At 39.7% G+C, this 23,732-nt stretch carries 22 protein-coding genes and 1 pseudogene; 5 read left to right on the top strand and 18 right to left on the bottom strand.

What is annotated here, in order from left to right; all coding sequences use genetic code 11:
- Nucleotide 1: 1 nt before the first annotated feature.
- The 4 genes from folE to JNUCC25_RS05505 form a co-directional block, all read right to left on the bottom strand.
- Nucleotides 2-646, bottom strand: coding sequence for a GTP cyclohydrolase I FolE (folE, locus tag JNUCC25_RS05520; RefSeq protein WP_013055793.1), 645 nt, complete (start codon nucleotides 644-646; stop codon nucleotides 2-4).
- A 57-nt stretch (nucleotides 647-703) separates the two neighbouring features.
- Nucleotides 704-3,235: an EAL domain-containing protein gene (locus tag JNUCC25_RS05515; RefSeq protein WP_098278298.1), complete on the bottom strand. Its 2,532-nt coding sequence runs from the start codon at nucleotides 3,233-3,235 to the stop codon at nucleotides 704-706.
- A gap of 314 nt (nucleotides 3,236-3,549) precedes the next feature.
- The gene (locus JNUCC25_RS05510; RefSeq protein ID WP_263033130.1) at nucleotides 3,550-3,777 is read right to left on the bottom strand and encodes a hypothetical protein; all 228 of its coding nucleotides are present in this window, start codon (nucleotides 3,775-3,777) and stop codon (nucleotides 3,550-3,552) included.
- Nucleotides 3,774-3,992: a hypothetical protein gene (locus JNUCC25_RS05505; RefSeq protein WP_041816506.1), complete on the bottom strand. Its 219-nt coding sequence runs from the start codon at nucleotides 3,990-3,992 to the stop codon at nucleotides 3,774-3,776. Before JNUCC25_RS05505 ends, JNUCC25_RS05510 begins: the two co-directional genes overlap by 4 nt.
- A gap of 322 nt (nucleotides 3,993-4,314) precedes the next feature.
- Between JNUCC25_RS05505 and JNUCC25_RS05500 the strand changes: the two genes are divergently transcribed.
- Nucleotides 4,315-5,307 carry a DUF3231 family protein gene (locus JNUCC25_RS05500; protein WP_454222901.1) on the top strand — a complete coding sequence of 331 codons (993 nt, stop codon included), beginning with the start codon at nucleotides 4,315-4,317 and terminating at the stop codon, nucleotides 5,305-5,307.
- Between the two features lie 148 nt (nucleotides 5,308-5,455).
- On the opposite strand, the gene JNUCC25_RS05495 is transcribed toward JNUCC25_RS05500, so the two are convergent.
- The 10 genes and pseudogenes from JNUCC25_RS05495 to JNUCC25_RS05450 all read right to left on the bottom strand — a co-directional run bounded on the left by JNUCC25_RS05495 (nucleotide 5,456) and on the right by JNUCC25_RS05450 (nucleotide 16,622).
- Nucleotides 5,456-6,094: an SdpI family protein gene (locus JNUCC25_RS05495; protein WP_338789166.1), complete on the bottom strand. Its 639-nt coding sequence runs from the start codon at nucleotides 6,092-6,094 to the stop codon at nucleotides 5,456-5,458.
- On the bottom strand, nucleotides 6,095-6,358 hold the full coding sequence (locus JNUCC25_RS05490) for an autorepressor SdpR family transcription factor (RefSeq protein ID WP_013082079.1): 264 nt from the start codon (nucleotides 6,356-6,358) through the stop codon (nucleotides 6,095-6,097).
- A 105-nt stretch (nucleotides 6,359-6,463) separates the two neighbouring features.
- Complete coding sequence (locus JNUCC25_RS05485) at nucleotides 6,464-6,637, bottom strand: Fe3+ hydroxamate ABC transporter substrate-binding protein (RefSeq protein WP_097813325.1); 174 nt, start codon at nucleotides 6,635-6,637, stop codon at nucleotides 6,464-6,466.
- A gap of 17 nt (nucleotides 6,638-6,654) precedes the next feature.
- Nucleotides 6,655-6,888 (bottom strand): annotated as a pseudogene (locus JNUCC25_RS05480) (hypothetical protein); the annotation flags it as partial.
- 135 nt (nucleotides 6,889-7,023) lie between these two features.
- Nucleotides 7,024-10,053 (bottom strand): efflux RND transporter permease subunit, encoded by a 3,030-nt coding sequence (locus JNUCC25_RS05475; protein ID WP_454222899.1) that lies wholly within the window; start codon nucleotides 10,051-10,053, stop codon nucleotides 7,024-7,026.
- A 320-nt stretch (nucleotides 10,054-10,373) separates the two neighbouring features.
- The gene (locus JNUCC25_RS05470; protein WP_064471377.1) at nucleotides 10,374-11,711 is read right to left on the bottom strand and encodes an MFS transporter; all 1,338 of its coding nucleotides are present in this window, start codon (nucleotides 11,709-11,711) and stop codon (nucleotides 10,374-10,376) included.
- Nucleotides 11,712-11,810: 99 nt separating this feature from the next.
- Nucleotides 11,811-12,275: a CBO0543 family protein gene (locus JNUCC25_RS05465; protein WP_454222897.1), complete on the bottom strand. Its 465-nt coding sequence runs from the start codon at nucleotides 12,273-12,275 to the stop codon at nucleotides 11,811-11,813.
- 110 nt (nucleotides 12,276-12,385) lie between these two features.
- Nucleotides 12,386-13,795, bottom strand: a complete 1,410-nt coding sequence (locus tag JNUCC25_RS05460) for a sodium:solute symporter (protein ID WP_064471375.1) — start codon at nucleotides 13,793-13,795, stop codon at nucleotides 12,386-12,388.
- Nucleotides 13,796-13,861: 66 nt separating this feature from the next.
- Nucleotides 13,862-15,178, bottom strand: a complete 1,317-nt coding sequence (locus JNUCC25_RS05455) for an aspartate aminotransferase family protein (protein WP_454222895.1) — start codon at nucleotides 15,176-15,178, stop codon at nucleotides 13,862-13,864.
- Nucleotides 15,179-15,251: 73 nt separating this feature from the next.
- Entirely contained in the window at nucleotides 15,252-16,622 is a 1,371-nt protein-coding gene (locus tag JNUCC25_RS05450) for a sigma-54 interaction domain-containing protein (RefSeq protein WP_226556010.1), read from the bottom strand.
- 188 nt (nucleotides 16,623-16,810) lie between these two features.
- Here JNUCC25_RS05450 and JNUCC25_RS05445 point away from each other — a divergent pair, with 188 nt between their 5' ends.
- From JNUCC25_RS05445 to JNUCC25_RS05430, 4 genes are all read left to right on the top strand, one after another.
- Nucleotides 16,811-17,617, top strand: coding sequence for a MurR/RpiR family transcriptional regulator (locus tag JNUCC25_RS05445; RefSeq protein WP_029324966.1), 807 nt, complete (start codon nucleotides 16,811-16,813; stop codon nucleotides 17,615-17,617).
- 22 nt (nucleotides 17,618-17,639) lie between these two features.
- Complete coding sequence (locus tag JNUCC25_RS05440) at nucleotides 17,640-18,467, top strand: GNAT family N-acetyltransferase (protein WP_029324965.1); 828 nt, start codon at nucleotides 17,640-17,642, stop codon at nucleotides 18,465-18,467.
- Nucleotides 18,464-19,573, top strand: a complete 1,110-nt coding sequence (menC, locus tag JNUCC25_RS05435) for an o-succinylbenzoate synthase (RefSeq protein ID WP_029324964.1) — start codon at nucleotides 18,464-18,466, stop codon at nucleotides 19,571-19,573. Before JNUCC25_RS05440 ends, menC begins: the two co-directional genes overlap by 4 nt.
- 429 nt (nucleotides 19,574-20,002) lie before the next feature.
- Nucleotides 20,003-21,358, top strand: a complete 1,356-nt coding sequence (locus tag JNUCC25_RS05430) for an arsenic transporter (protein ID WP_029324963.1) — start codon at nucleotides 20,003-20,005, stop codon at nucleotides 21,356-21,358.
- Nucleotides 21,359-21,886: 528 nt separating this feature from the next.
- Here JNUCC25_RS05430 and JNUCC25_RS05425 read toward each other — a convergent pair.
- The 4 genes from JNUCC25_RS05425 to JNUCC25_RS05410 all read right to left on the bottom strand — a co-directional run bounded on the left by JNUCC25_RS05425 (nucleotide 21,887) and on the right by JNUCC25_RS05410 (nucleotide 23,619).
- Nucleotides 21,887-22,090 carry an IDEAL domain-containing protein gene (locus JNUCC25_RS05425; protein WP_016766443.1) on the bottom strand — a complete coding sequence of 68 codons (204 nt, stop codon included), beginning with the start codon at nucleotides 22,088-22,090 and terminating at the stop codon, nucleotides 21,887-21,889.
- A gap of 49 nt (nucleotides 22,091-22,139) precedes the next feature.
- Nucleotides 22,140-22,307 carry a Fur-regulated basic protein FbpA gene (locus JNUCC25_RS05420; RefSeq protein ID WP_013055774.1) on the bottom strand — a complete coding sequence of 56 codons (168 nt, stop codon included), beginning with the start codon at nucleotides 22,305-22,307 and terminating at the stop codon, nucleotides 22,140-22,142.
- A 197-nt stretch (nucleotides 22,308-22,504) separates the two neighbouring features.
- Nucleotides 22,505-22,642, bottom strand: coding sequence for a hypothetical protein (locus JNUCC25_RS05415; RefSeq protein WP_157835282.1), 138 nt, complete (start codon nucleotides 22,640-22,642; stop codon nucleotides 22,505-22,507).
- A 134-nt stretch (nucleotides 22,643-22,776) separates the two neighbouring features.
- Nucleotides 22,777-23,619 carry an aldo/keto reductase gene (locus tag JNUCC25_RS05410; protein ID WP_029324962.1) on the bottom strand — a complete coding sequence of 281 codons (843 nt, stop codon included), beginning with the start codon at nucleotides 23,617-23,619 and terminating at the stop codon, nucleotides 22,777-22,779.
- Between the last annotated feature and the right edge of the window lie 113 nt (nucleotides 23,620-23,732).

Genomic DNA, 23,732 nt, shown 5'->3' with positions numbered 1-23,732 from the left:
TTTACATTTGTCGCTGTAAAAGAGATAAAAATTCTCCACGAACCTCTGGTTTTTCCATAAATGTTCCTCGAACGGATGAAGTGGCTGTAGAAGCTGAAGATTTTTTAATTCCTCTTCCGCACATGCACATATGCTTTGCTTCAATAATCACCATAACTCCTTTCGGTTCTAACACTTCTTCGATTGCATCTGCGATTTCATTTGTTAGACGTTCTTGAACTTGAAATCTCTTTGCGTATCCTTCTACCGTACGAGCGATTTTAGATAAACCTGTAATTTTTTTATCCGGTATATACCCAACGTGGGCAACGCCAAAGAAAGGCGCAAAGTGATGTTCACACATTGAGTGAAATTCAATGTCTCGTATTAACACCAATTCATTGTGATTCACATCAAATGTTTTTTCCAAATGAGCTTTCGGATCTTCTCGGTAGCCTTCCGTGTATTCTAAAAACGCCTTTAGCACGCGGTACGGCGTCTCTTCAAGGCCGTCTCTTTCCGGATTGTCTCCGCATAAATCAATCAGCTCTTTCACCGCATTCATAAATGTGTCAGCTTGACCTATTTTTTTATCTATTTCAGTTGAATTCGTGCCTAGTGTTTCTAAAAATTTTTGAGCAATTAAATTTTGTGTACTTAGTGCCATCTTTTTATGTCCTCTTCCCTTTTCTTAGTAAGTTTATTTTTAAATGATGGTTTTGCTTCAGCTATTTAAAAACGCTTCTTCAAAATCTTCTGCAGCAAGAGGCTTGCTAAACAAGTATCCCTGCATGTGATCACAGCCATTTTTCATTAAAAACGCTTTTTGATATTCTTCTTCTACACCTTCTGCGATTACCTCCAGCTTTAAGCTTTGAGATAAGCTGATAATCGCCTGGGCAATTTCACTGTTGCTGTAATCTTCTTGAATATCTTGGATAAAAGACCGGTCGATTTTCAAACAATCGATTGGTAATTTTTTTAAATAACTCAACGAAGAATATCCGGTTCCAAAATCATCGATAGAAATTGATATACCATATTTCTTTAACAGATGTAAAGCTTTAATCGTTTCTTCCGCGTTCATAAGCAGTGTACTTTCTGTAATTTCCATTTCAAACCAAGCGGGATCAAATCTATGCAGCGAAAGAAAGTGTTTAATTTCATTAACCAAAACAACCGGATCTTGAAATTGCCGCGGGGAAAAATTGACCGCCAGTGTCATTTTTTCGTCTGAGACCTTATTCCATTCGCTGACTTGAGAACAAGCTTTCTTCATCACAACTTCCCATAAGTATTGAATCAAACCAGCTTCTTCTGCTATAGGGATAAACGCTTCTGGAGAAACAAATCCAAGCTCTGCGTCATTCCAGCGAACTAATGCTTCTACGCCGGTGATTACATTGCGCTTTGCTTCTATTTTCGGCTGATAGTAAACGTCAATGTCGCCTTTTTGAATTGCTTTTCGCAAGCGCGTTTCGATGTGAACTTTTTCAGCTTGTTTTTTATTTAACGAGTCATGATAGATACTTACTTTACTGCCGCCTTGTCTTTTTGAAGCATACATGGCAACATCTGCATACGTAATAAGCGTATCTAAATTCGTAGAATGCTCGGGATAAAAGCTTAATCCGCTGCTTATACTGACGAACACTTCATCGTTGTCAATGTAGCAGGGCTGTTGAACATACGCCATGATCTTCTCGGTGATACCTTTAACTTCTTCCGGTGTAAAATCACTGAATAAAATGACAAACTCGTCTCCTCCTTGCCTTGTAAGAAAGCTGTTAGCAGAAGGAAGACATTCTTTAATTCGGTTAGCTATCAGCTGTATAAGCTGATCTCCTTTTGAATGCCCTAGCGTATCATTAATATCTTTAAACCGGTCTATATCCATAAATAACACGGCTACGTGACGAATGGACTTTTCCTTCGACTCAATTAAGCGCCTGTTTAATTGTTCTTTAAAATATCTTCTGTTCGGCAATCCTGTCAAAAAATCGTGGTACGCATGATACTCACTTTCTTCCTGACTTTTCTTTAAATCATCTACATATGTTTTTAAAAAGTGAGAAAGGTGGTTGATGTTTGCTACAAGTCCTCCCAGCTCATCTTTTCTTCTTGTATTCAGCACCTTGCCGAAATTACCTTTAGCGATTTGGTTCACGTGCTCCATAATATGTTTAATCGGCCGCGTAATGGATGTAGAGAAGATAAAGCTTATAATAAGGACAATAAAGATAAACGGAAGAGACAATAATAAATGTTTAATTAATTCTTGCTGCAGTTCTTTTTCAATAAGTCCGTAGTCATACACTACGCCTATTACATAAGCTGGAGTGTTTTTTTCTTTAATCGGTACCAATGTCTTTAATACTTTTTTATGGTTAATTTCAGCAAGATAGCTTTGTGATTTTCCCGTTTTTAAGACCTCTTGTATGGATTTTTTATCCCGTTCGGTATTTCGGTACGTGTATGTTCCGTACCAAATCGGCTGATCTTTTATTTTAATATATTTATTGCCGTTTAAGTATACGTTTTGATTTCTTTTCCCGAAATTTTTGGGGTTAAAAACGGTTAGTTCAAGAACGCCTTCCAGATTTTCTGTGAAGCGGTTCATCACGTTCGTAGGACCGAACCTTTTTTCAAAATCCAGTACGTGCCGATCACGGAAATAAGGATCAATAATATAATTAGTAGACCCGTCGTAATAATAGCCCCACTTGTCAATGTGATTAGGGTTGCTGGAGGCTACTTCAATCGGACCGCTCCAAAAGTGAGGTAGAGTCACTCCTTTTTTGGTAGTAATCGTCTGCTGAGAAAGCAGCTGCCGAAAAGATGTATACCAATAGCCCCACTCTTTTGTAGACATATTGATTTCCTTAGGATCAGAAGATTTTACGCCTATAATATCATCTCCCGCAGGAGCTAATAATGTAATGTGAGATATCATCAGTTTTTTAGCCAGTCGCTTTAACTCGTCATTGCTGACGTCATGGTAATCAGCAGGCAAAGAATCCTGAATCGCAACCGAAGCCGTTCTTAATTCTTGTGCCATTCGATTTTCCATATAGGAAGCACTATTTTTTGAGTTTTCGACTTCGTACGCAATTTCCTCTGTTACCAGCGTGATTTCTTTTTTGTTAAATTCTATTAATCTATTTTTTGATCGAATGTAGTGCAAGGTATTATTCGCTAGTAGAATACACAATACCAGCAAAGTAAAGAATACGGATAACTTTTTCTTTATCGACACTAGTTGGCTGCCTCCTGTTTAAAGAACGGATCCGACAGTTTTAACACCTGCCTATATGCTCTAGCTTTACATCGGATACTATTCTTCAATTTCCACAAAAAAAGAATGAACTCATACAAAAAACCAACCGCTTTGGTTGGCTCTATTCTTAACTAATTATAAAACATATTAAATACATACTTTTATTTACATGGGTAGAACAAATTTGTATTACTATAATATTTTAACTTCTTTTTTCAAAATATCAAAGGGGGAAAATTTAACTTTCTTTATTCCTGCCCCTATTTCTTAAACTTCTTCAAAATTCGATGATATCAATAGATTCCCACGCCCGTTAATAAAATAATCGTTCCCCACTGATGAGGTAAAAACTTCAGCAGCCATATGGACATTATAATAGTAGCTACCGTTAAGTTACTCAGCCACAGTTCTCGGCTTAGCTTTTTCTTATTCACGATCACAGCCACATAACCAATAGGCGGTGCAAAAAAGCACAGCAGCAGCAGAAATTTTTCTGAACGGTGCCAAGGCTGTTTATTCATTTTTTCTCACTTTTTCTATTTAAAATAAACTGATAGCCAAACGTCACAACGATCCCTGTCCAAAACATAGAAGATGACGACACTAACTCGGCACCTTTATAGGTATACATTATTATGTTCACAAACAGCAGCAATAAAAGTATATAAAAACCTGCCGACACAGCTTTATTCCAATTTTGATGCTCCCGTTTAGAAGCATCCTTAAAAAACTTCATCAAAAAACTTCATCGAAACTCTCCTTTTACATCTTATCCATCACTTGTCCATTTAGGGGTTCTATCTTTATGTTAGCATATTGGGTAGTTTTGGAAAACAGATAGAGGAAATTGTTAGAGTACAGAGTTGAGAAAAATTCTTTTGGTAGTTCCTATTCATAACAGTAAAACGAAAAAACAATGTTTCTCTAGACGTATACCCTAGCCGTTATTTTCTTTTTCCAAATTGACCTATGGAATAATTTAACACACCCTTGTCCACACTATACTTATCTGTTTTTTCATAGATACGTAACATTTTTATAGATAGGAGGAAAGCCTATTGAACGCAGAAAGCAAGCGTTTGACTTCAACTGAAATAACGAGTCTATGCGCGCAGTACCATCAGGATACGCTGGCGGTTTGTGTCGCGAAACACGTTCTTGCAACGGTGACGGATGCCAAGATTCGGTCGCTGTTTGGCTTTTCGCTGGAGTTATCGAAAAAGCATATTGAGCTGCTGACTGCCATTTTTCGGGCCGAACATTTTCCGCTGCCAAACGGATTTACAGATGAAGATGTGGACTTGCACGCACCTCCGCTTTTTACAGACTCGTTTTGGCTGAAATATCTTCACGACATGACGATTCACGGCTTGTCAGGGTACGGCATTTCGTTTAGCGTGTCGATTCGCCGGGATATTCGAGATTATTATCATCAATGTAATTTAGATGCGATGGAAATCTACAATCGGTCGCTCGATTTGCTTTTAGCAAAAAATCTTTATGTGCCGGCTCCTTATTTTTTAAATCCGAAAAAACAAGAGTCGATCACAGATTTGTCTTACGCTCTTGATTTTGTCGGAAAGCAGCGTCTTTTAAACGCAAATGAAGCCGGAAATATTTATTTTAATTTACGTAAAAGCATGGTAACCAAAGCTCTTTTAATTGCGTTTAAACAAGTAAGTAAACGAAAAGACGTGCGGAAAGTCATGGAGACGGGGCTTGATGTAGCCCACAAGCATATTGAACTTTATTCTTCCATTATGCACGAAGAAAACCTTCATACTCCTCCGCTTTTGGATAATGAAATCACAACATCTACACACGCGCCTTTTTCAGAAAAGCTGATGACGTTTCACGCAGGAGCAATGTTCAAGGTAGCCATTACATACTATGCAACTGCGATGACCACCAGCATGAGGCTTGATATTGTCGGTCACTGTGAAGCATGTATTTTACGAGACTTAAAAGTAGCGGGGCGCTGCAGCGAAGTGATGATTAAAAACGGGTGGATTGAAAAGCCGCCTGAAGCAAGCGACCGCAAAGAAGTGTAAGTTTTTCATCGTAAGTCTTGACCTGAAACGCGTTTCATACTTTATGCTTTAGTTATTCCCATCAGCCGGCGTGACACGAACGGTGGCGTTACGGCCGATATGTTATCCATAAAAAAATCCGGTGGATTCACCGGATTTTTTGGTATGCTTACATATTCATTTCTTTTTTATACGCCAGGTACGAATACAGATAAGGAATCGCCACGCACAGAACGATACTCCCCCACATGATAACTGACTTGTATCCATCAGGTAAAAAAGCGCTAATAAGAATTAGCAGTCCGCCGATAAAAAAGAGCTTTCCAGATAACCGATGCGTCTTTTTCCATACGGTTTCATTGCTCAATGTCCACGGTGTACGAATCCCCATAAAATAGTTAGAGCGCACGCGCTGCAAGTAGTTTCCAATAATGATAAAAACGAGTCCAGCGATAATCGGAGCAATGTACGCCATCGGCACGTTATAGCCCAGCCCCTGTAAAATAGTACTCATATTTACAAAAAAGAATAATAGCAGTACGGCGTTTAACAGGATGTTATACGTTTTTGAAAAGTACTTATAATTTTCTTTACGCGGGTCAATTCGCGGAACAAATGCGATGATAAAATAAATCAGTGCCATGATTCCTACTGTTAAGATCATTGCATTTATCTTTGTTGCAAATCCGTCTGCTTCTCCATTTGCCCCCCAGTGGATGGGCATCGTAGCTGGAAGGTGCGGCAGTGCAATCAGCCATGCAACCAGTGTTAAAAGGGTAATGCCTAAAGGAAATAAATGCTTTTTCATTTAACTCTCTCCTTTCTGAAAGCTGAAAAACCAGCCGATTAAATCTTGAAAAACGGTTGTATTTAGCGAATAAATCACAAACTGCCCTCTTTTTTCATCTTGAACGAGGTCCGCTTGCTTCAAGATTTTTAAATGATTTGAGATGCTTGGTTTGGTCATGTTAAAATACTCGGAAATTTCTCCTGCGGTTAAATCCCGTTCTTTTAACAGCTCTAAAATCTTCCTGCGAGTGGGATCCGCCAGGGCTTTAAACGTTTCATTCAATTGAAGTTCATCTCCATCATATTTAAGTATTTAGATAATTATCTAAATATTAAACTATAGAATATACTATGTCAATATTTTGAAAAGAGAACATCTGCATTTGACTCATTTTTTTGTTTTTTCAAAGCAGTCCATGCATACAAACTGCGCTTCTTGATGTAAAAAAGCTTTAATTTCAGTCATGCCTCTTTTACTTGGATACTTCATCCGTATCCATACTTCTTCACCAGGCTGAATTTCTTTTTGACAAACAGAGCACAGCTCTTTTATTCCAAACACACTATCCCTCCATTTCTTTATATAACTATACGTTTGACTAGCCAAAGGGTTTCATAAAAAAGAGCCTGAGACATATCCAAATCAATTCCACCTAAAGACAAACAAATGGGAGGAATGAATTGAACCGCTTGTGACACCGCTGGTGATTTCCATGCGAGACTTCGCTTTCCGCGGGCGGCCGGTGAGCCTCCTCGTCGCTTGCGCTCCTGCGGGGTCTCACCTGTTCCGCTTTTCCCGCAGGAGTCTTCGTCTTACCCTCCAATCACCAGCTAGAAGCAACTACAGACATGAAACCTACGTTCATTCTACCAATAAAAAAATCCGAACGATTTATCGTTCGGATCTTCCTTCACCTAACATACTTATGTCCTAACCTCTTTTAAACATTATAGCGGCGTTACGTCTTCCTGCTGTTTTTGCTGTATTCTTTGCTTTTTCGATTTTCTGAAATGAAGCAGTTCATATACAACGGGAATGACTACAAGTGTAAGCAGAGTCGCAACGGCCAATCCTCCGATTACAACGACTGCTAGACTTTGAGAAACAAGGCTTCCGCTTTCGCTTTGTTTAAATAAAAGCGGCAGCATTGCACAAATCGTAGCAGCGGACGTCATGACAATTGGACGCATACGCGTAGCGGCTGCTTCGACAATGGCATCGCGCATAATCATTTTCTTTTCATTTTGCTTCACGCGGTCTAGAAGTACAATTGCATTGGTCACAACGATACCAATCAGCATTAATGCTCCAAGTAAAGCCGTTATATCTACTGGAATACGGCTGATTAATAAACCTAACACGGCACCGATTGCAGCAAGCGGAAGTGAAAATAAAATCGCAAACGGCGTGCGAATCGTTTTAAACGTAATCACCATAATTAAGAACACAATACCAATTGACACGAGCATTGTAATGAACAAGTCAGAGAAATCTTCTCCTTGCTGAGTGCTTGCTCCGCCGATTACAACGTCAACATCTTTTGAAATGGACAGTCCTTTATTCTTACCGTCTCCAAAAATCGTTGTTTGAATGTCTTTATTAATCTCTGAAAGCTTTTCTGGATTGACATCCGCTGTTACTTGAATATACGGGTCTCCATTTTTATGAAACTGATTTGTTGGCTTTTCAGATTGCGTTAGTGAAGCCACCTTTGAAACAGGTGACGGTCCTGCCTCTGTCATAATAGAAATATCTTTTAACTCTTTTGGTGATGTTGGATTTAGGACAGATTCAAGAAGTACGTTTGCTTGCTTGCCTTCTAAATCTATCGCTCCAATCGGCGTTTTATTCAGCATAACGCCAAGCTGCTGCGCTAATTGCTGAGTGTTCGCTTTTGTTGGATCTACATCTAAAGAGTAAATGGTTTTCTTTTCGTCTTGGTTGGTAGAAACTTTGTCTACTCCTTTTATATCGCTGATTTCTTTCTTAATGCTGCTTGCTGTTTTTTCTAATTTGTTCATGTCGTTTCCAATCACATCAACGGTAATGGAAGTAGTGGAAGCTCCCATTAGTGAAGCAGCACTGACGCTAAGGTCCCCTCCGTCATAGAGTTTCTTTTGATTTTGGATTCGTTTCATCAGCGAATCAATGTTTTCACTGTCTTTTACTATAATCGTATACGTAGCTTCAGTAGGCGACCCAACGTCTCCCCACTTTGCTCCTTCGTCTGTATTACCAAGCTGCATATATACATCTTTCACTTCTTTTTGAGCTAAAATATAGCGTTCAAGCTGCAGTGATTTTTCTTCTACGGTTTTAATTGGCGTATTATTTGGATAGCTTAACGTCGTGCCTACAAAGTCAGATGAAGAGTTATCCACCGCTCCTTTAGGCATCATCGTGTAGGCACCAATAGATCCGACAAATAAAAGCAGCGAAAGCAGCAGCACAACCCATTTATGATTAAGCGACCACGTAATAACCTTTGTAAAACGAACCGGCTGTTTGTGCTTGCGAAGTTTTTCATTTTTTAATAATCCGGCGCTCATTAACGGTACAACGGTAAGCGCCACAATTAATGAAGATAGCAGCGAATACGTCAGCGTTAGAGCAAACGGAAGCATAAAGTCTTGAAGACCTCCATTTACAAGGCCGATTGGTAAAAAGACGGCCACTGTCGTTAGCGTAGAAGCGGTAATAGCAGAGCCTACTTCTTTTGTCGCATCAATAATCAAGCCAAGCGAAAATTCTTCTTTTTGCATTTTTCGAAAGATGTTTTCAATAACAACGATGCTATCATCTACCAATCTTCCAATCGCTACCGCTACTCCTCCAAGCGTTAAAATATTAAGCGTGACACCTGATTTGGATAATAGGAAAAGCGTAAAGCAAAGCGATAAAGGAATGGATACAATTGTGATAAACGTAGAGCGAACGCTGCGTAAAAACAGCATGATTACAACGGTCGCAAAAAATGCGCCTAGCAACACTTCTTTCATCATGGAATGAACAGAGTTTTGCACGCTGTCTCCTGTGGCAAAAAATACAGAAGCGTGCACATTGTTATAGTCTTTGTTAATTTGCTGAGACAGTTTTTTTACTTCTTTTGTAATGCTAACGGCGTTTGAGTGACTGTCTTTTGTCACAATAAGTAAAAGTGCATCTTTTCCGTTAATATGCGTCACGACGCCTTCAGGCTTTTTCACCTCTACTTTTGCAAGGTCCCCTAGCGTTACATTCGGTGCAACCGTCAGCTTTTTCACTTTATCCAAGCTGTCAATTTTACCAGTTACGTTGATGTTGCTCGACTTGTTATTAATGACTTTTTCTCCAACTGCAAGCGACGTGTTTTTTCCTTCTAACACGCTGATGACTTTATCAATCGTCACGTTCTTTTGTGACAATTTTTTATTATCAACTTTAATAGACACGTAGGAATCCGCTGTTCCATACGTTTGAACACTCGCAATGCCTTTAACGTCTTTATATTTAGGGATCAGTTTTTTCTCTGCAAGATCCAGATTGTCTCTTGTTAATCCTTCTTTAAATGTGAGTGAAATATCTGCGATGGGAATCATTGAGGTATTTAATTGAATAACATTAGGCTCTGATACGCTGGCTGGAAGTTGCACCGAAGACAGCGCTTCTTGGACGTTTGTTTTTGCTTCTTTCATATCCGTTTTGGATTCAAATGAAATATCGATTTTGGAATAGCCGTCTCCCGTCGTCGAATACACGTTACTTTTTCCTTTAACACCGGCTACCGCTTCTTCAATTGGTGACGTCACTTGTTTTTCCATCGAGTCTGCATCCGTTCCTTGCCCCATAACCACTACTGACACTTGAGGCTGATCAGCGGTCGGCAGGAATTCCATCGGAAGTGTAAAATAACTAATGACTCCTAAAGCTAAAATTAAAATAGACATAATGGTGATAGCCGCTTTATTTTTAAACGACCATTTGGTGATCCAAGACATGAAATTTCCCCTTTCACTTTTTCGTACAAACTTAGCCAAACATTTCTAGAATATGCTAAATAACTACTAAATTATACCTAATCTATCTTACCATTTAAAGACTTATTTTTGTAAAAAGTCCCATTATTTGAACAAGATTATTTATGGATAATATAAGCAGCTCCTTTACAGCACAAAAAAAAGACGCCGATACCCGGCGTCCCACATGTAGTAAGTGAAAGAAGAAGAAGAATATGCCTACGATTTCTCAGGCAATTCTATGACCTTACTTGGTTTCTTCCCGTTTTTTTATGAAATAAACATATTTAGCATAAATTCCCTCAACTAGCAGCTCGGCTGTGCTTTGATTCCGTATCGTTTTGAATTTTTAAGGAAGTCAATAAAGCCACGATGCTTCCTGCAAAGCCAAATAAAAACAAGTGATGAATGCCTCCCATAAAGCTTCCGCCTGAAGTCAGCAACGCACCCATAATGGTAACACCGATTGCTGTTCCCATGTTTCTGCAAAACATAAAAAACGACGTTGAAATACCTCTTTCATGTCCTCCTACTAATTGCTGTACACCAATGACTCCAACCGTAGAAAGCAGACCAAACGATAGTCCTTGCACAATCATGACGCAAAACACATAAAAGAAACCGTGACTTTCATTTAGCATAAGCAGAAGTGTTCCCGAGCCAACCAGCAGCACATTCCCGATTAACAACAGCTTTCTGTAGCCATGTTTTAAAATCCATTTACCTGCAGGCACGGATACAGACATCCATCCGACCGCCGTCCCTAACAGCGCTACTCCGCTCATAAACAGTGACAGATGCGCTACTCGCTGTAAAAATAACGGAATGTAGCTTGACGTACCGAATAAGGCCACCGTTCCAATAAACGCATTGATATTAATCCATGACAGCGTTTTGTTTTGGAACATGGACAGCGGTACAATCGGAGAAGCATGTTTTCGTTCATGGAGATAAAAAATCACTAATAAAATAAGTCCCGCGACTGTATACACAACTCGGTTCTGTTCCACTACCGTAACAAGCAGCAGCGACGTAACGCCCGCTCCAAACAAAATGGCACCGATGTAATCGACTTTTGCTCTTTTCGGCTCATAGCTTTCTTGGTACGGCATTAACGTAAGAAATGAAACGATACATACCGGTAAATTAATAAAGAAAATCCATCTCCACGTTAAATAATCCACAAAAAAAGCGCCTAAAAGCGGAGCTAACACAGCTGATAATCCCCACATCGTTGTAAACAGCGCCTGAATTTTCCCTCGTTTCTCTACGGGAAATAAGTCTCCGGCAATAATAGCGGGAAACGCCACCATAAACCCTGCTCCTATTCCTTGAACCGCACGGAAAAGAACAAGCTGAATCATCGTATTTGCCACGCCGCAAAGCATCGAACCAATTAAAAAAGCAATAATTCCAAACCCAAATACTTTTTTGCGGCCAAATAAATCCGATAATCTTCCCGCTACTGGAGATAAAATCGTGCTTGCGATCATGTACGAAGCAAACGACCACGCGTACAAATCAAATCTTCCAAGCTCTTTTGCAATAACGGGCATCGTCGTATTCATAATCGTTGAATCAAGCGAAGCCACTAGCATTGCCAGCACAATACTAACCATTACGGACGTTCTGCTTTTCATTTGACAATCTCCTTATCTGTATAATCTGAGCATTTAGTTTACTCCTGCTTGATAGATGTTGTCTAGATTTGTGCATAAAAAAGCAGATAAAAAGCTGAACTATAGCTTTTTATCTGCTTTTTTGACAAGGCCAGCTAACCCCCTGATTGTCAGCAATGTAAAACTAATACTTGCAAATGTATGAAAGATGGTCCACTTTTTCCATTTAAACAGATTGCTATTTCTCTCTAAATACCACTGGCTGATACTCATCGGAACGCTCCACATCAAGCTTTTTAGTAAGATTGCAGGAAGCTTGTCTTCATAAGATTGTCTAACCCAAACCATACTTAGCAAAGGAAAAAACAGCAGATCATATAAAATATTAGTTGAAAAAATGCGAGGATACGGCCGAACAGGATATTTGATTCGATTCGTGTTTACAGCATAAGCATCAATAAGCGTGGCCAAAATCCCTTTTGCAAAAAAGACAATCAGCCTTTCTTTAAATTTCGATTTTTTTACAACAAAAGGAAAAAGAACTGTACACAACACAGTTAGCCCTTTTAGCAGTGTTCGTTCCATTTGTAACACTCTTTTCTTTGGGAATATCCATTAGTATGTACGATTACTGGCTAAAATAATAAGCAGGAATATAAAAAGCTTCTCACCGTAAAGGAGAAGCCTTTCTTTTCTTATTTTACATCTTCGCTTACCGGCTCTTGGTCAGACAGTTCTTTGTTTCGAGCCATAACCGCAAATCCAGCCATCACGATGATGCTGCTTGAAATACCGTATAGAATTGGCGTGGTAGAAGAAAGCCCTTCAATTAATAGACCTCCAAGTACTACTAGCGTACTGACAACAATCGCTGAAACTCCTGCTTTTGGATGAATGTCTTTCCAAAACAGCGACACAACAAACGGAACAAAAATCGCTCCTGATAAAATCGCATACGCCACGTCTAGAGCAACAAGCACGTCTTGAATCCAAAGAGCAAAAATAATAGCAAGTACGCCGACAATAAGTGTATTCACACGGGTTAAAACTAAATAGTTTTTCTCTGAAATATTTTTAAGCCACACTTTTTTAATAATATCGTTACTAATCAGCGTAGAAGACGCAAGCAGCGTTCCTGAAGCAGTTGACATCAGCGCCGAACAAACGCCCGCTAGTACGAGACCTAATAACCCTTGAGGCAGAATTTGAATCGCAAGCGTCGCAAAAATGCTTTGACTGCTTTCTGCGTTTGGCAGCAGCAAATACGCACACATTCCAATTACGCTTCCCGCAATTGCGTAGGCAATGCTGTACACCCCTGCAAAAATGGAGCCGTTTCGCGCAATTCTTTCTGTTCGCGCCGTAAATACCCGCTGCCAAATATCTTGAGATACTGCCATACCAAGCGTATACAAGAGGAAATACTGAAAGATTTGACCGTATCCAATCGATGAAAAATCAAAATACGATGATGGTAAATCTCCGGTAAGGGCTTTAAAACCTCCTGCTTCTGATACGCTCATTGGAAGCATAAATCCAAAAATCGCCACCGTCATCACAACAAATTGAATAATATCAGTAACCGTTACGCTCCACATTCCGCCTAAAATCGTGTAGAACAAAACAATCGAACCGCCAATTAACATCGATGCCGTCATGTTCCATCCAAGCAACGCATGAATGATCGTTCCCATTCCAATCACCTGAGTGACTGATACCATGAGTGTATAAATAGCGGCAACAACCGCGCTGATAATTTGCGCTTGAGCGTTATATCTTTTTCCTAGCAGCTCACTGATAGTCGTCACTTTCAACGACGAAATCCGCTTAATAAAAATCGTGCCAAGCGTAATGATTCCAAGTCCAATCATCGTCACAAACCAAATGCCAGACAGCCCGTGCTCGTAGCCAAGCTGAGCCGTTCCAATCGTTGACGCTCCGCCTAAAATAACGGCTGATAAACATCCTAAATACATAAACATCCCTAAGTTTCTTCCGGCTAAAATAAAATCTTCTGATGACTTTGCTTTTAACGAGCCAATAATACCCGCTACAACCAATACGCCAAAATAGACAAACATAACCGTCATATCCAGTCCGTTCATAACAGATTCCTCCTTCGTATAGGTCAATCTATCTTTCACTGAAGCCAAGAGCTGTCTTGATTTTACTTAAATCACGTGAAGACTTGTGATTTCCGTTAGCGCTTCATCTAAAACGCGAAGCCCCGAATCAATTTCTTCTTTTGTAATCGTTAAAGGAGGAATCATTCGAATCACTTCTCCGCTATTTCCGCAAAGGTAAAACAGCACCCCTTTTTCCAAACATTTGTCTAAAATCTCAAGAAGAAGATTTCCGTCACCTTGCTTTGTTTTCGGATTAATAATTTCAATTCCAATCATTAGTCCTACTGAACGAATGCTTCCGATAACTTCATGCTTCGCCTTTAAATGCTGAAGCTGATCCGCTGCATATTTCCCCATTGCTTTTGAGTTTTCAATCAGCTTTTCTTCTTTTAGTACGTTTAGCGTCGCAAGTGCTGCTGAACAAGCGATGGGGTTGCCTCCAAAAGTTGTTCCGTGTGTACCAATCGGCCACTTTTCCATGAGCTGTTTAGAAGCTACGGTAGCACTTAACGGAAGTCCTGATGCTATGCCTTTTGCGATTGCCATAATGTCAGGCGTCACGTCAAACGTTTGAGCTGCAAACCACTCGCCGGTACGTCCGAACCCTGTTTGCACTTCGTCAAAAATAAGCAGAATGCCGTGTCTATCACATACTTCTCTTATTTTTTGCAGCCATGCTTTCGGAGGGATTACGTAGCCGCCTTCTCCAAGAACCGGCTCTACAATCATGCACGCCACTTCTTCCGGCGTTACTTGATGCTTAAACAACGTGTCAAAATCTTTTTCTAACTTTTCCACGCAGTAGATTTCCGGATCTTCTCCTTTTGGACACTGAGTCACGTCTGCATAAGGCACTTGATACGTTAAGCCCGATGGCTGAAGAAATTTACGGTATTTGCTTTTGGATGTCGTCACGCTAAGCGCTCCGAGAGAACGGCCGTGAAAGCAGCCCATAAACGAAACCGTATAAGGTCTTTGCGTCACGTACTTTGCTAGCTTTAACGCTCCTTCTATTGCTTCAGTTCCGCTGTTGGCAAAGAAAAAGCAGTCCAGGCCTCTTGGCAATACTGTTTTTAATTCTTCAGCAAGCTGTAAAATAGATTTGTACATAATCACACCTGACGGGCCGTGCATAAGATGATCAACGCTATCTTTAATCGCTTGTACAACTTTAGGGTGACGATGACCTGTATTAGCTGTTGCAATACCCGATGTAAAATCTAAATACGTTTTTCCGTCAGCTCCGTAGTAGTAGCAGCCCTCTGCTTTTACCACCGGTAAATTAGGATGATCTTTCGCCATGCTTGGTGCTAATAAATCCGGTAAACTGTTCATTAACTGTGTAAGTGATGTCTGCGTCATCTGACTTCCTCCTCGCAATCTATCAAGTAATGTGTTTGTACTTATTTTACATGCAAAGAGCGTGCCAAAGACGTTAAAAAACGGAATGTTTTTTTAATTTTCTAACAACTGAAGGCTGACTGATTCCGAGTGCTTCACCTATTTCTGTTGTCGTTTTATACTGTTTTTTTGCTCTTACTAATATCTCTTTTTCCAGCTCGTTTAACGCGTCATTAAGCTTCATTTCCCCATGTTCTTCAACGTGCTGAACCCGTTTTTTTCTATGCAGAGAATGCGGCAAATGCTCCATTGTAATCAGCGTTTGTGAAGATACAACCACGGCGTGTTCAATCACATTGATTAACTCTCGTACGTTTCCTTTCCACTCGTGGGAAAGCAGTGCGTGAATAACCGCATTATCAAACGTTCTTTTTCGATTATATTTCTTTTCAAACTGCTCGGCAAAATGTGTGAGCAGCGGAAAAATATCTTCAGGGCGCTCGTTCAAAGATGGAATGGTAATCGGTACGACGCTTAAACGAAAATACAAATCTTCTCGAAATTCTTTTTCAGCGACGGCTTTTTCTAAATCTTTGTTCGTCGCTGCAATTAAGCGAAAGTCCACGGTTTTGGGCTTTCTTCCTCCAACGGAATAAAACTGTTTTTCTTGAATGAGCTTTAAGATTTTTACTTGATGAGCCGGTGACAGTTCTCCCACTTCATCTAAAAAAAGCGTGCCCCCGTCTGCTAATTCGACCAGTCCCACCTTTCCGTTTTTCGATGCACCGGTAAAAGCACCCGCTTCGTAGCCAAACAGCTCAGCCTCAAATAAATGATCTGGAATCGCCCCGCAGTTCACTTCAATAAACGGCCCTTTTCTTCTTGTACTTTTGTTATGTATCAGCTTGGCTAAATGCGTTTTTCCTACTCCTGATTGCCCTAAAAGTAAAATATTTACGTCCACGTTCGAAACGTGAACGGCCGTACGAAGAACGTGCTGCATCTTATCGCTGTTGCATACAATTCCTTCAGTTGATAGGTTTTGGTTTCTCAGCAGCATAAGCTCGCTCTTTACGCGCTGCATTTCGCCTTCCATCGCATCAAGATATGTCTTCATTTCCATAAGCTCCGTCACATCGTGAGAATAGCTGACGATTCTTTTAATCTCTCCTTTTTCATCTTTGACAGGAATGCCCGTAACGAGCACTTGCTTGCCTTGTTTAGTTGTTTGTACAAGCGTAATTTTCTTCTTTGTTTCAAGCACAATTGGGGTAACGATTGGTGTAAAAAGCCCTTGTTTTTCAAGTTCATAAACAGACTTTCCCAGCAGTTTTTCAGCTTTTACATCGTAAATGTTTCCCGTTCCTTCATGTATTCGCACAATGATGCCTTTTTCATCCGTCACAAGCAAATCATCTTTTAATGAATGAAGGATCCACTGATTTTCATTCCATTCTGAATTCATGCATGCTCCCCGCTTTCTATTCATTTTTGAATAAAACACAATTCGTTTTTGAATACGGCATTTATTTTTGAATAATCAATTTATTATATCACAAGGACTTCTTTTTATTTTGAAACAGCAATTGAAATGAAGTTAAAAATGCATTAATATATTTTTATGAAGTTATAACTTCTTTTCTAGGAGGCTATATGAAGCAATCATTTCAAGAATTAATTAAACATAAATTCCCTGACCTTTCTCGCGGTCAAAAAAAAGTAGCTGAGTTTCTCGTTAATTTTACGGAAAAAGGCTCGCTGTACACGGCTGAGCAAATTGGCAAAGAAGCAGGTGTCAGTGAAACAACCGTTATTCGTCTAGCTTACGCACTGGGGTTAAATGGTTTTTCCGATTTGCAGGAGCTAATGCGAAAAGAATGGCTTTCTTCTGCCGAATCAAAAGAATCAGCTAGCAAGCCTGCAGCTGATTCTGCAGCGGAAGAAAAGAAACCTTTTAGTGAATGGCTTTCCCCTGTTGACGAAAAAGAATTATCTCAAGCTGTAGATGCGCTTATCAAAAGTGATCAAGTGTATATTGCAGGTTTCCGTGAATCTCATACGGCGGCTTACTGGCTGTATTATAAAATGAATCAGCTTCGCAATCATGTTCTTTTATCTTTTCCAACAGGATTTTTGCTTGAAACGCTATGCAATCTTACTAGTGAATCTGCTGTTGTTGTATTTTCACTGCCGCGCTATACAAAAGAAGCGCTCGAAGTAGCTCAGCAAGCTAAAAAACAAGGAGCGAAAGTAATTGCCATTACAGACCGCCGTTTGTCTCCGGTAGGCCAAATCGCTGATATCACGCTTTTAGCCGGAACAACCGAACATATTTTATCGCTTCTTGCCCTATCTCAAGTTGTAATTAGCAGCATGCAAAAAAGAGATGAAAAAACGGCTGGAAAACGACAAGAACACTTGGAAAAACTCTATGCCGAGCAAGGCATCTTTTTAGAATAGATAATAGAAAGGAAGTAAGCAAATGACTGAAGCCTTAACGATTCGTTCACTTACAACAACCACTGAACTAGAAGAGGTACGCGCATTAGAAAGCCGCGTCTGGGGAGAAGAAGAAGCCACGCCTGTCCATCAAACCTTGACCGCTGTTAAAAATGGAGGTCTTGTTCTCGGTGCGTTTCTAAATGAAAAGCTGATTGGCTTTCAATATAGTTTTCCCGGGTTTGACGGAACGTGCGTCTATTTATGTTCTCATATATTAGCAGTTGACCCTGCCTATCGCAGCATGGGTATCGGTGCCAAGCTTAAGCATGCGCAGAGACAAGAAAGTAAAAAAAAGGGTTATTCATATATTAGCTGGACGTATGATCCTCTAGAAAGCGCCAATGGGTATTTAAATATTGGAAAGCTTGGAGCCGTTTGTTCTACGTATATTGAAAACTGCTACGGAGACATGAACGATCCGTTAAATGCTGACTTGCCTTCTGATCGATTCGTTGTAGAATGGGCATCCGCAGAAGATACAAAACGAGCTCAGCCTCTTTATACGCCAGAACAAATAATGGACGCATCGCTCATTCAATGGACGTTAACGGATGAAAGGTTTCCTTCTGTTAGAGATATTGACGAAAAACTGTTAAATGATGACGTTGTAGCTGTAGCTATTCCGTCTGCTTTTCAGCAAATGAAAGAAGCTTCTCCTTCTCTGGCATTGGACTGGCGTATGCGAACAAGACGCGTATTTCAAACGTGTTTTGCAAAAGGATTTGAAGTAACAGACTTCATGAAGCATCCAGAGAGCAGCGCACCCGTTCATTTTTATATTTTAACGAAAAAAGAGGTGCAAAAATGAACATAAAACACGTCATTTTACGGCATTTAAAAATGGATTTACTTCATCCGTTTACCACAAGCCTTGGAAAAGAAGTGGATCGAAATTTTATTTTAGTAGAAATTCAAGACGAAGACGGACGATCCGGCTGGGCTGAATCCGTAGCGTGCGCGGATCCTTTTTATAAAGAAGAAACGCTCAAAACAAACTGGCACATTATGGAGGATTTTTTAATTCCCTTGCTTCAAGAGAAAGAAATTCAGCACCCTGACGAAGTATCTCAACGCTTTGCTCATATTCGAGGCAATTACATGGCAAAAGCGGCGTTAGAAGGCGCTGTTTGGGATTTGTATGCGCGCAGGCAAAACCTCTCTCTATCTAAGGCGCTAGGAGGCAGTAAAAGTCAAATTGAAGTTGGTCTCAGCGTTGGCATTCAGCCTACGATTGACGAAACGCTTCGAAAAATTGAAGCCGGCTTGAATGAAGGATATAAGCGGATCAAAATTAAAATTAAGCCGGGCTGGGATCTTAACTTGACGCGCGCAGTTCGAAACGAGTTCCCTTCTATTCCCCTGATGGTTGATGCGAACTCTGCTTATACGCTTGCAGATGCTAATTACCTTGCTCAGCTTGATGAGTTTGATTTAATGATGATCGAACAGCCATTGGCTCATGATGATTTAATTGATCACGCTGAACTGCAGGCCCGCATGCGCACGCCCATTTGCTTAGATGAAAGCATTCATTCAGCTGAAGACGTTCGAAAAGCTATTAAACTTGGAAGCACACAAATTATTAACATTAAAATTGGACGAGTAGGCGGACTAACAGAAGCCAAAAAAATTCATGACCTTTGTCAAACTCACGGTGTGCCCGTATGGTGCGGTGGCATGCTGGAATCGGGTATCGGACGAGCACATAATATTGCCATTACCACACTTGCTAATTTTACGCTTCCCGGAGATACGGCCGCATCATCTAAATACTGGCCGCGTGATATCGTTCATCCGGAAATCGCGGTCGACAACGGTATTATTTCCGTTCCTGATACACCAGGCATCGGCTACGAACCTGATCACGATCAGATAAAAGCGCTAACTTTACACGAAAAAGTCTATACTTGCTAATCTTAAACAGACTGGAACAAAAGTTTGTTAGCTGAAGGAAAATCCGAACGATGAATGGTTCGGATTTTTTTATTGATATGGTGAGCGCAGGTTTCATGTATATAGTGGCTTTTATCTGTGCAAGAAGAAGACTCCTGCGGTACAAGCAGAAAGAAAAGGCTGGCATGGAAATCAACAGCAATATAAAGCAATGCCTACTAGCTCCTTTATCCAATTGATTTTTCTTTAGATTGGATAGATTTAGTTATGTCCCAGCCTCTTTTTCATAGGCGTCTCTCCCGATACGACACGTGCCTTGGCAAGATAAACAAACATATTAGCAAAAATGGTCTTATGCACAATCCTTCTAGTAATAAATGAATATAAATAGAGTGTAAGGGACATGCAAGGGTATATTCATTACAAATTTTAGAAGAAAGGAGCATACTGATGAATATTGAAATTGGAATTGCCATTTTCGTGTTTACAATGACAATGCTCGTCATTTTTTGGAGGCCGAACGGCATCAACGAAGCATGGCCGGCATCCATAGGAGCAGCCATTATCCTCCTTACAGGCATTGTATCCAAATCAGACATTGTTGATATTTTCGGAAAGATAAGCGGCGCTTCTATCACCATTATTGCCACCATTGTCATGGCCGTCATATTAGAAAGTTTCGGATTCTTCCACTGGGCAGCTGCACGGCTAGTGAGTTTATCCAAAGGCTCAGGGTACCGATTATATTGGTACATTCAACTGCTTTGCTTTTTAATGACTTTACTATTTAATAATGACGGCAGTATTTTAATTACCACTCCAATTTTAATTCTACTTTTGAAAAACCTTCAGCTAAAACCCCACCAGCAGATCCCCTACCTTTTAAGTGGAGCGCTTATTGCTACCGCTTCCAGCGCGCCTATAGGTGTAAGTAATATTGTCAATTTGATTGCCTTAAAAATTGTTCATATGTCGCTTTATATGCACACTGCGATGATGTTTGTACCGGCGACACTTGGTTTATTATTTATGTCTTGGCTCATGTATACGGTCTTAAAACGCCATTTGCCAAAAAAACTGCCGCATGCTTCAAAAGATATAGAAGAGAGTTTCTTTACGAAACAGTTTCACCCCTTAAAAGGAAGCATTTCTGTTGAAACAAAACGTAAACGCACACAATTTATGCTGAAAGTTTTATTATTTGTGTTTGTTATGCGCTGTCTCCTATTTGTCGCCTCTTATTTCGGCATACCAATCGAATTGGTTGCTGTACTGGGCTCACTGATCTTACTCATTTGGAGATGGTATCACTTACGTACAAACCCGATTGATATTTTAAAGAAAACGCCGTGGCACATTTTCGTTTTTGCATTTTCAATGTACGTTATTATTTACGGATTGCATAACGTAGGATTGACGGAACTACTTGTAAAAATTTGCGAACCAATTGTGAATCGAGGGCTTTTTGAAGCAAGCTTTATCATGGGAGGACTTGTTTCCATTCTCTCTAACTTGTTTAACAATCACCCTGCTTTAATGGTCGGAACCATTACCTTGACTGAAATGGGGCTCGATCCTATTACTCTTAAAACTATTTACCTTGCTAATATTATTGGAAGTGATATGGGCTCGCTTTTATTGCCGATTGGAACACTGGCTTCTCTTATTTGGATGCATATTTTAAAAGAAAATCATATCAAGGTAAAATGGAAAGATTATTTAAAGGTATCACTTATCGTTATCCCGCTTACCACCATCGTTACTCTTTTCCTCCTGTTCTACTGGGTTCAGCTCATTTTTTCTTAATACTGATTTACAGGACGGATTGTACTCTTTTGAAGCTTACAGTCCGTCAGAAACAAACAAATGTCTCTCATAAAAACCAACTATATTTTTCTATTGTTTTTTTATAGATACACATTCACCCAATAAAAACATTTTTTTACATTCACTAATTATTTAGAACAATTTAAAAAGAAAATCAATAAATATATTGAATCGAATTTCCTTCATGTGATAAGATATGGTTATATTGTTACTTTAACAATACATAGAGCGAATGAATTAGAAAATATGCAGTTGCATAGAACTTTCTAAACCCCACACGCAACATTTAGAGAGTGACATTCATTTTCTCAGTAACACCCATACCTTTCTGAAAAGAGTGAGTACATTAGACTTGCTCTTTTTGTCTGTTCAGTGATAAGGTTCATTTCTTATGTGAGGCCTTCGTTTACAATAAGACAACAAAAAAACAGGTAACTAAGCATGCCGCTTCTTACCTGTTTTTATATGCTAAAATGATAAAATCAAATTCTATCGCGCGAACGCCCTCTACGAAATTGATTTTAATTCTTCAATTAATTGAAAAAATTTTTCTTTGTTTCTTTCTTCTAATGTTTGATCGACTTCACGTAAAATTTGATCTCTTCTAAAATCTCGGATAGCCTTATTTAATACCATTTTAGCAAATATAGAATCGAGGATATCCATACGGATGGGCTGCGAGTCTGTCGGGTGCTTTTCGATATAAATCAACTCCTATCCTTTCCTCTATTATAACAAATTCTAGCAATGTATCAAAATTTCATCGAGATATGCGCTGTTGTGAAATAGCTTCGTATTCTGTTTCTAGCTCTTGAAGCGTAAGCTCATATAGCTGCTTGTTTCCTTTTTTATAAACCCCTGCATCCAGCAATAAATCAATCATTGATGTTTTTTTACATTGTATGTGAGAGTAAGCTTGTTTTGTCATCGTTACACCGCCTATTTTACACTTAAAAATGAAATGATTTCTCTATCTTTCACGACCTTTCTTTATCATAAGGCCCGTCCTTTAGCTTACTGTGAAGAAAATGTTAAATTTATGTAATAATGCATAAAAAGAGGCCGGGACAAAACTAAATGAATCCAACCTAAAGACGAACAAATGAGATACATGAGCTGAACCGCTTATGACACCGCCGTTGATTTCCGTGCAAGGCTTCGCTTTCCGTGGGCGGGCGCTGAGCCTCCTCGTCGCTTGCGCTCCTGCGGGGTCTCATCTGTCCCGCTTTTCCCGCAGGAGTCTTCGCCTTGCCCTTCAATCAACGGCTAGAAGGGACGAAACAGATGAAGCTGTATTCACCATAACAAAAAAAACGAACCACTCATCAAACTTGTTGATGAATAGTTCGTTCTTCACCTGGGCTAAAATACTTTTTCCCAGCCTCTTAGTTCTTCTATTAAAAATCAAAGTTGTCCGGATCTGGACCTACTCGGTGATTTTGGTTTAATTCATTAATTTTACTTACGTCTTCAGCATCCAATTCAAAATCAAATAACGATGAATTTTCAACAATACGATGTTCTTTTGTCGATTTTGGAATCGTTACAACTCCGTTTTGCAGATCCCATCGCAGAATAATTTGAGCAACTGATTTACCGTGCTTTTCAGCAATTCCTTTTAACACATCGTTATCTAGCAATTCTCCTTGCATAAGCGGAGACCATGCTTCTAGCTGAATATCATGCTTTTGACAAAAAGCATGCAGCTCTTTTTGTGTCAAACGAGGATGATACTCCACTTGGTTAATAACAGGCTTAACATCTCCATCTTTCATTAAGTCTTCTAAATGATGAATTTGAAAATTACTTACGCCCACAGCTCTTACTTTTTCTTCTTTATAAAGCATTTCTAATGCTTTCCACGCTGCTTTATACTTACCTTCTACCGGCCAGTGAATTAAGTATAGATCTAAATATTCTAAGCCAAGCTTTTGTAAGCTTGTTTCGTAAGCAGCCAGCGTCTCTTCATAGCCTAAATCTGCGTTCCAAACTTTTGATGTAACAAAAATGTCTTCGCGTGAAAGACCTGCTTCTTTCAGACCTTGGCGAATTCCTTCTCCTACACCTTCTTCATTTCCATAAATAGCTGCCGTATCAATGCTGCGATAGCCTTTGACGATAGCTGTTTTCACCGCGTTCACTAATTCAGGCCCTTCTTCTACTTTAAATACACCTAGTCCAAGCCAAGGCATTTTGACTCCGTTGTGAAGTGTGACTGTATCTTGCAAATGATTACTCATTATAAAAAACCCCCTGCTAATTTCTTTACATTTGTTATTATGAAACAGAAAAAAAGAAAAAGATAGAACCCACTTTAAAGTAAGTTAGGCACTTCAAAGTTCTAAGGTAACTT

The organism is Priestia sp. JNUCC 25, assembly GCF_053667915.1.
The sequence above is the reverse complement of the archived record's forward strand: the minus strand, read 5'-3'. Positions and strand labels throughout refer to the sequence as shown.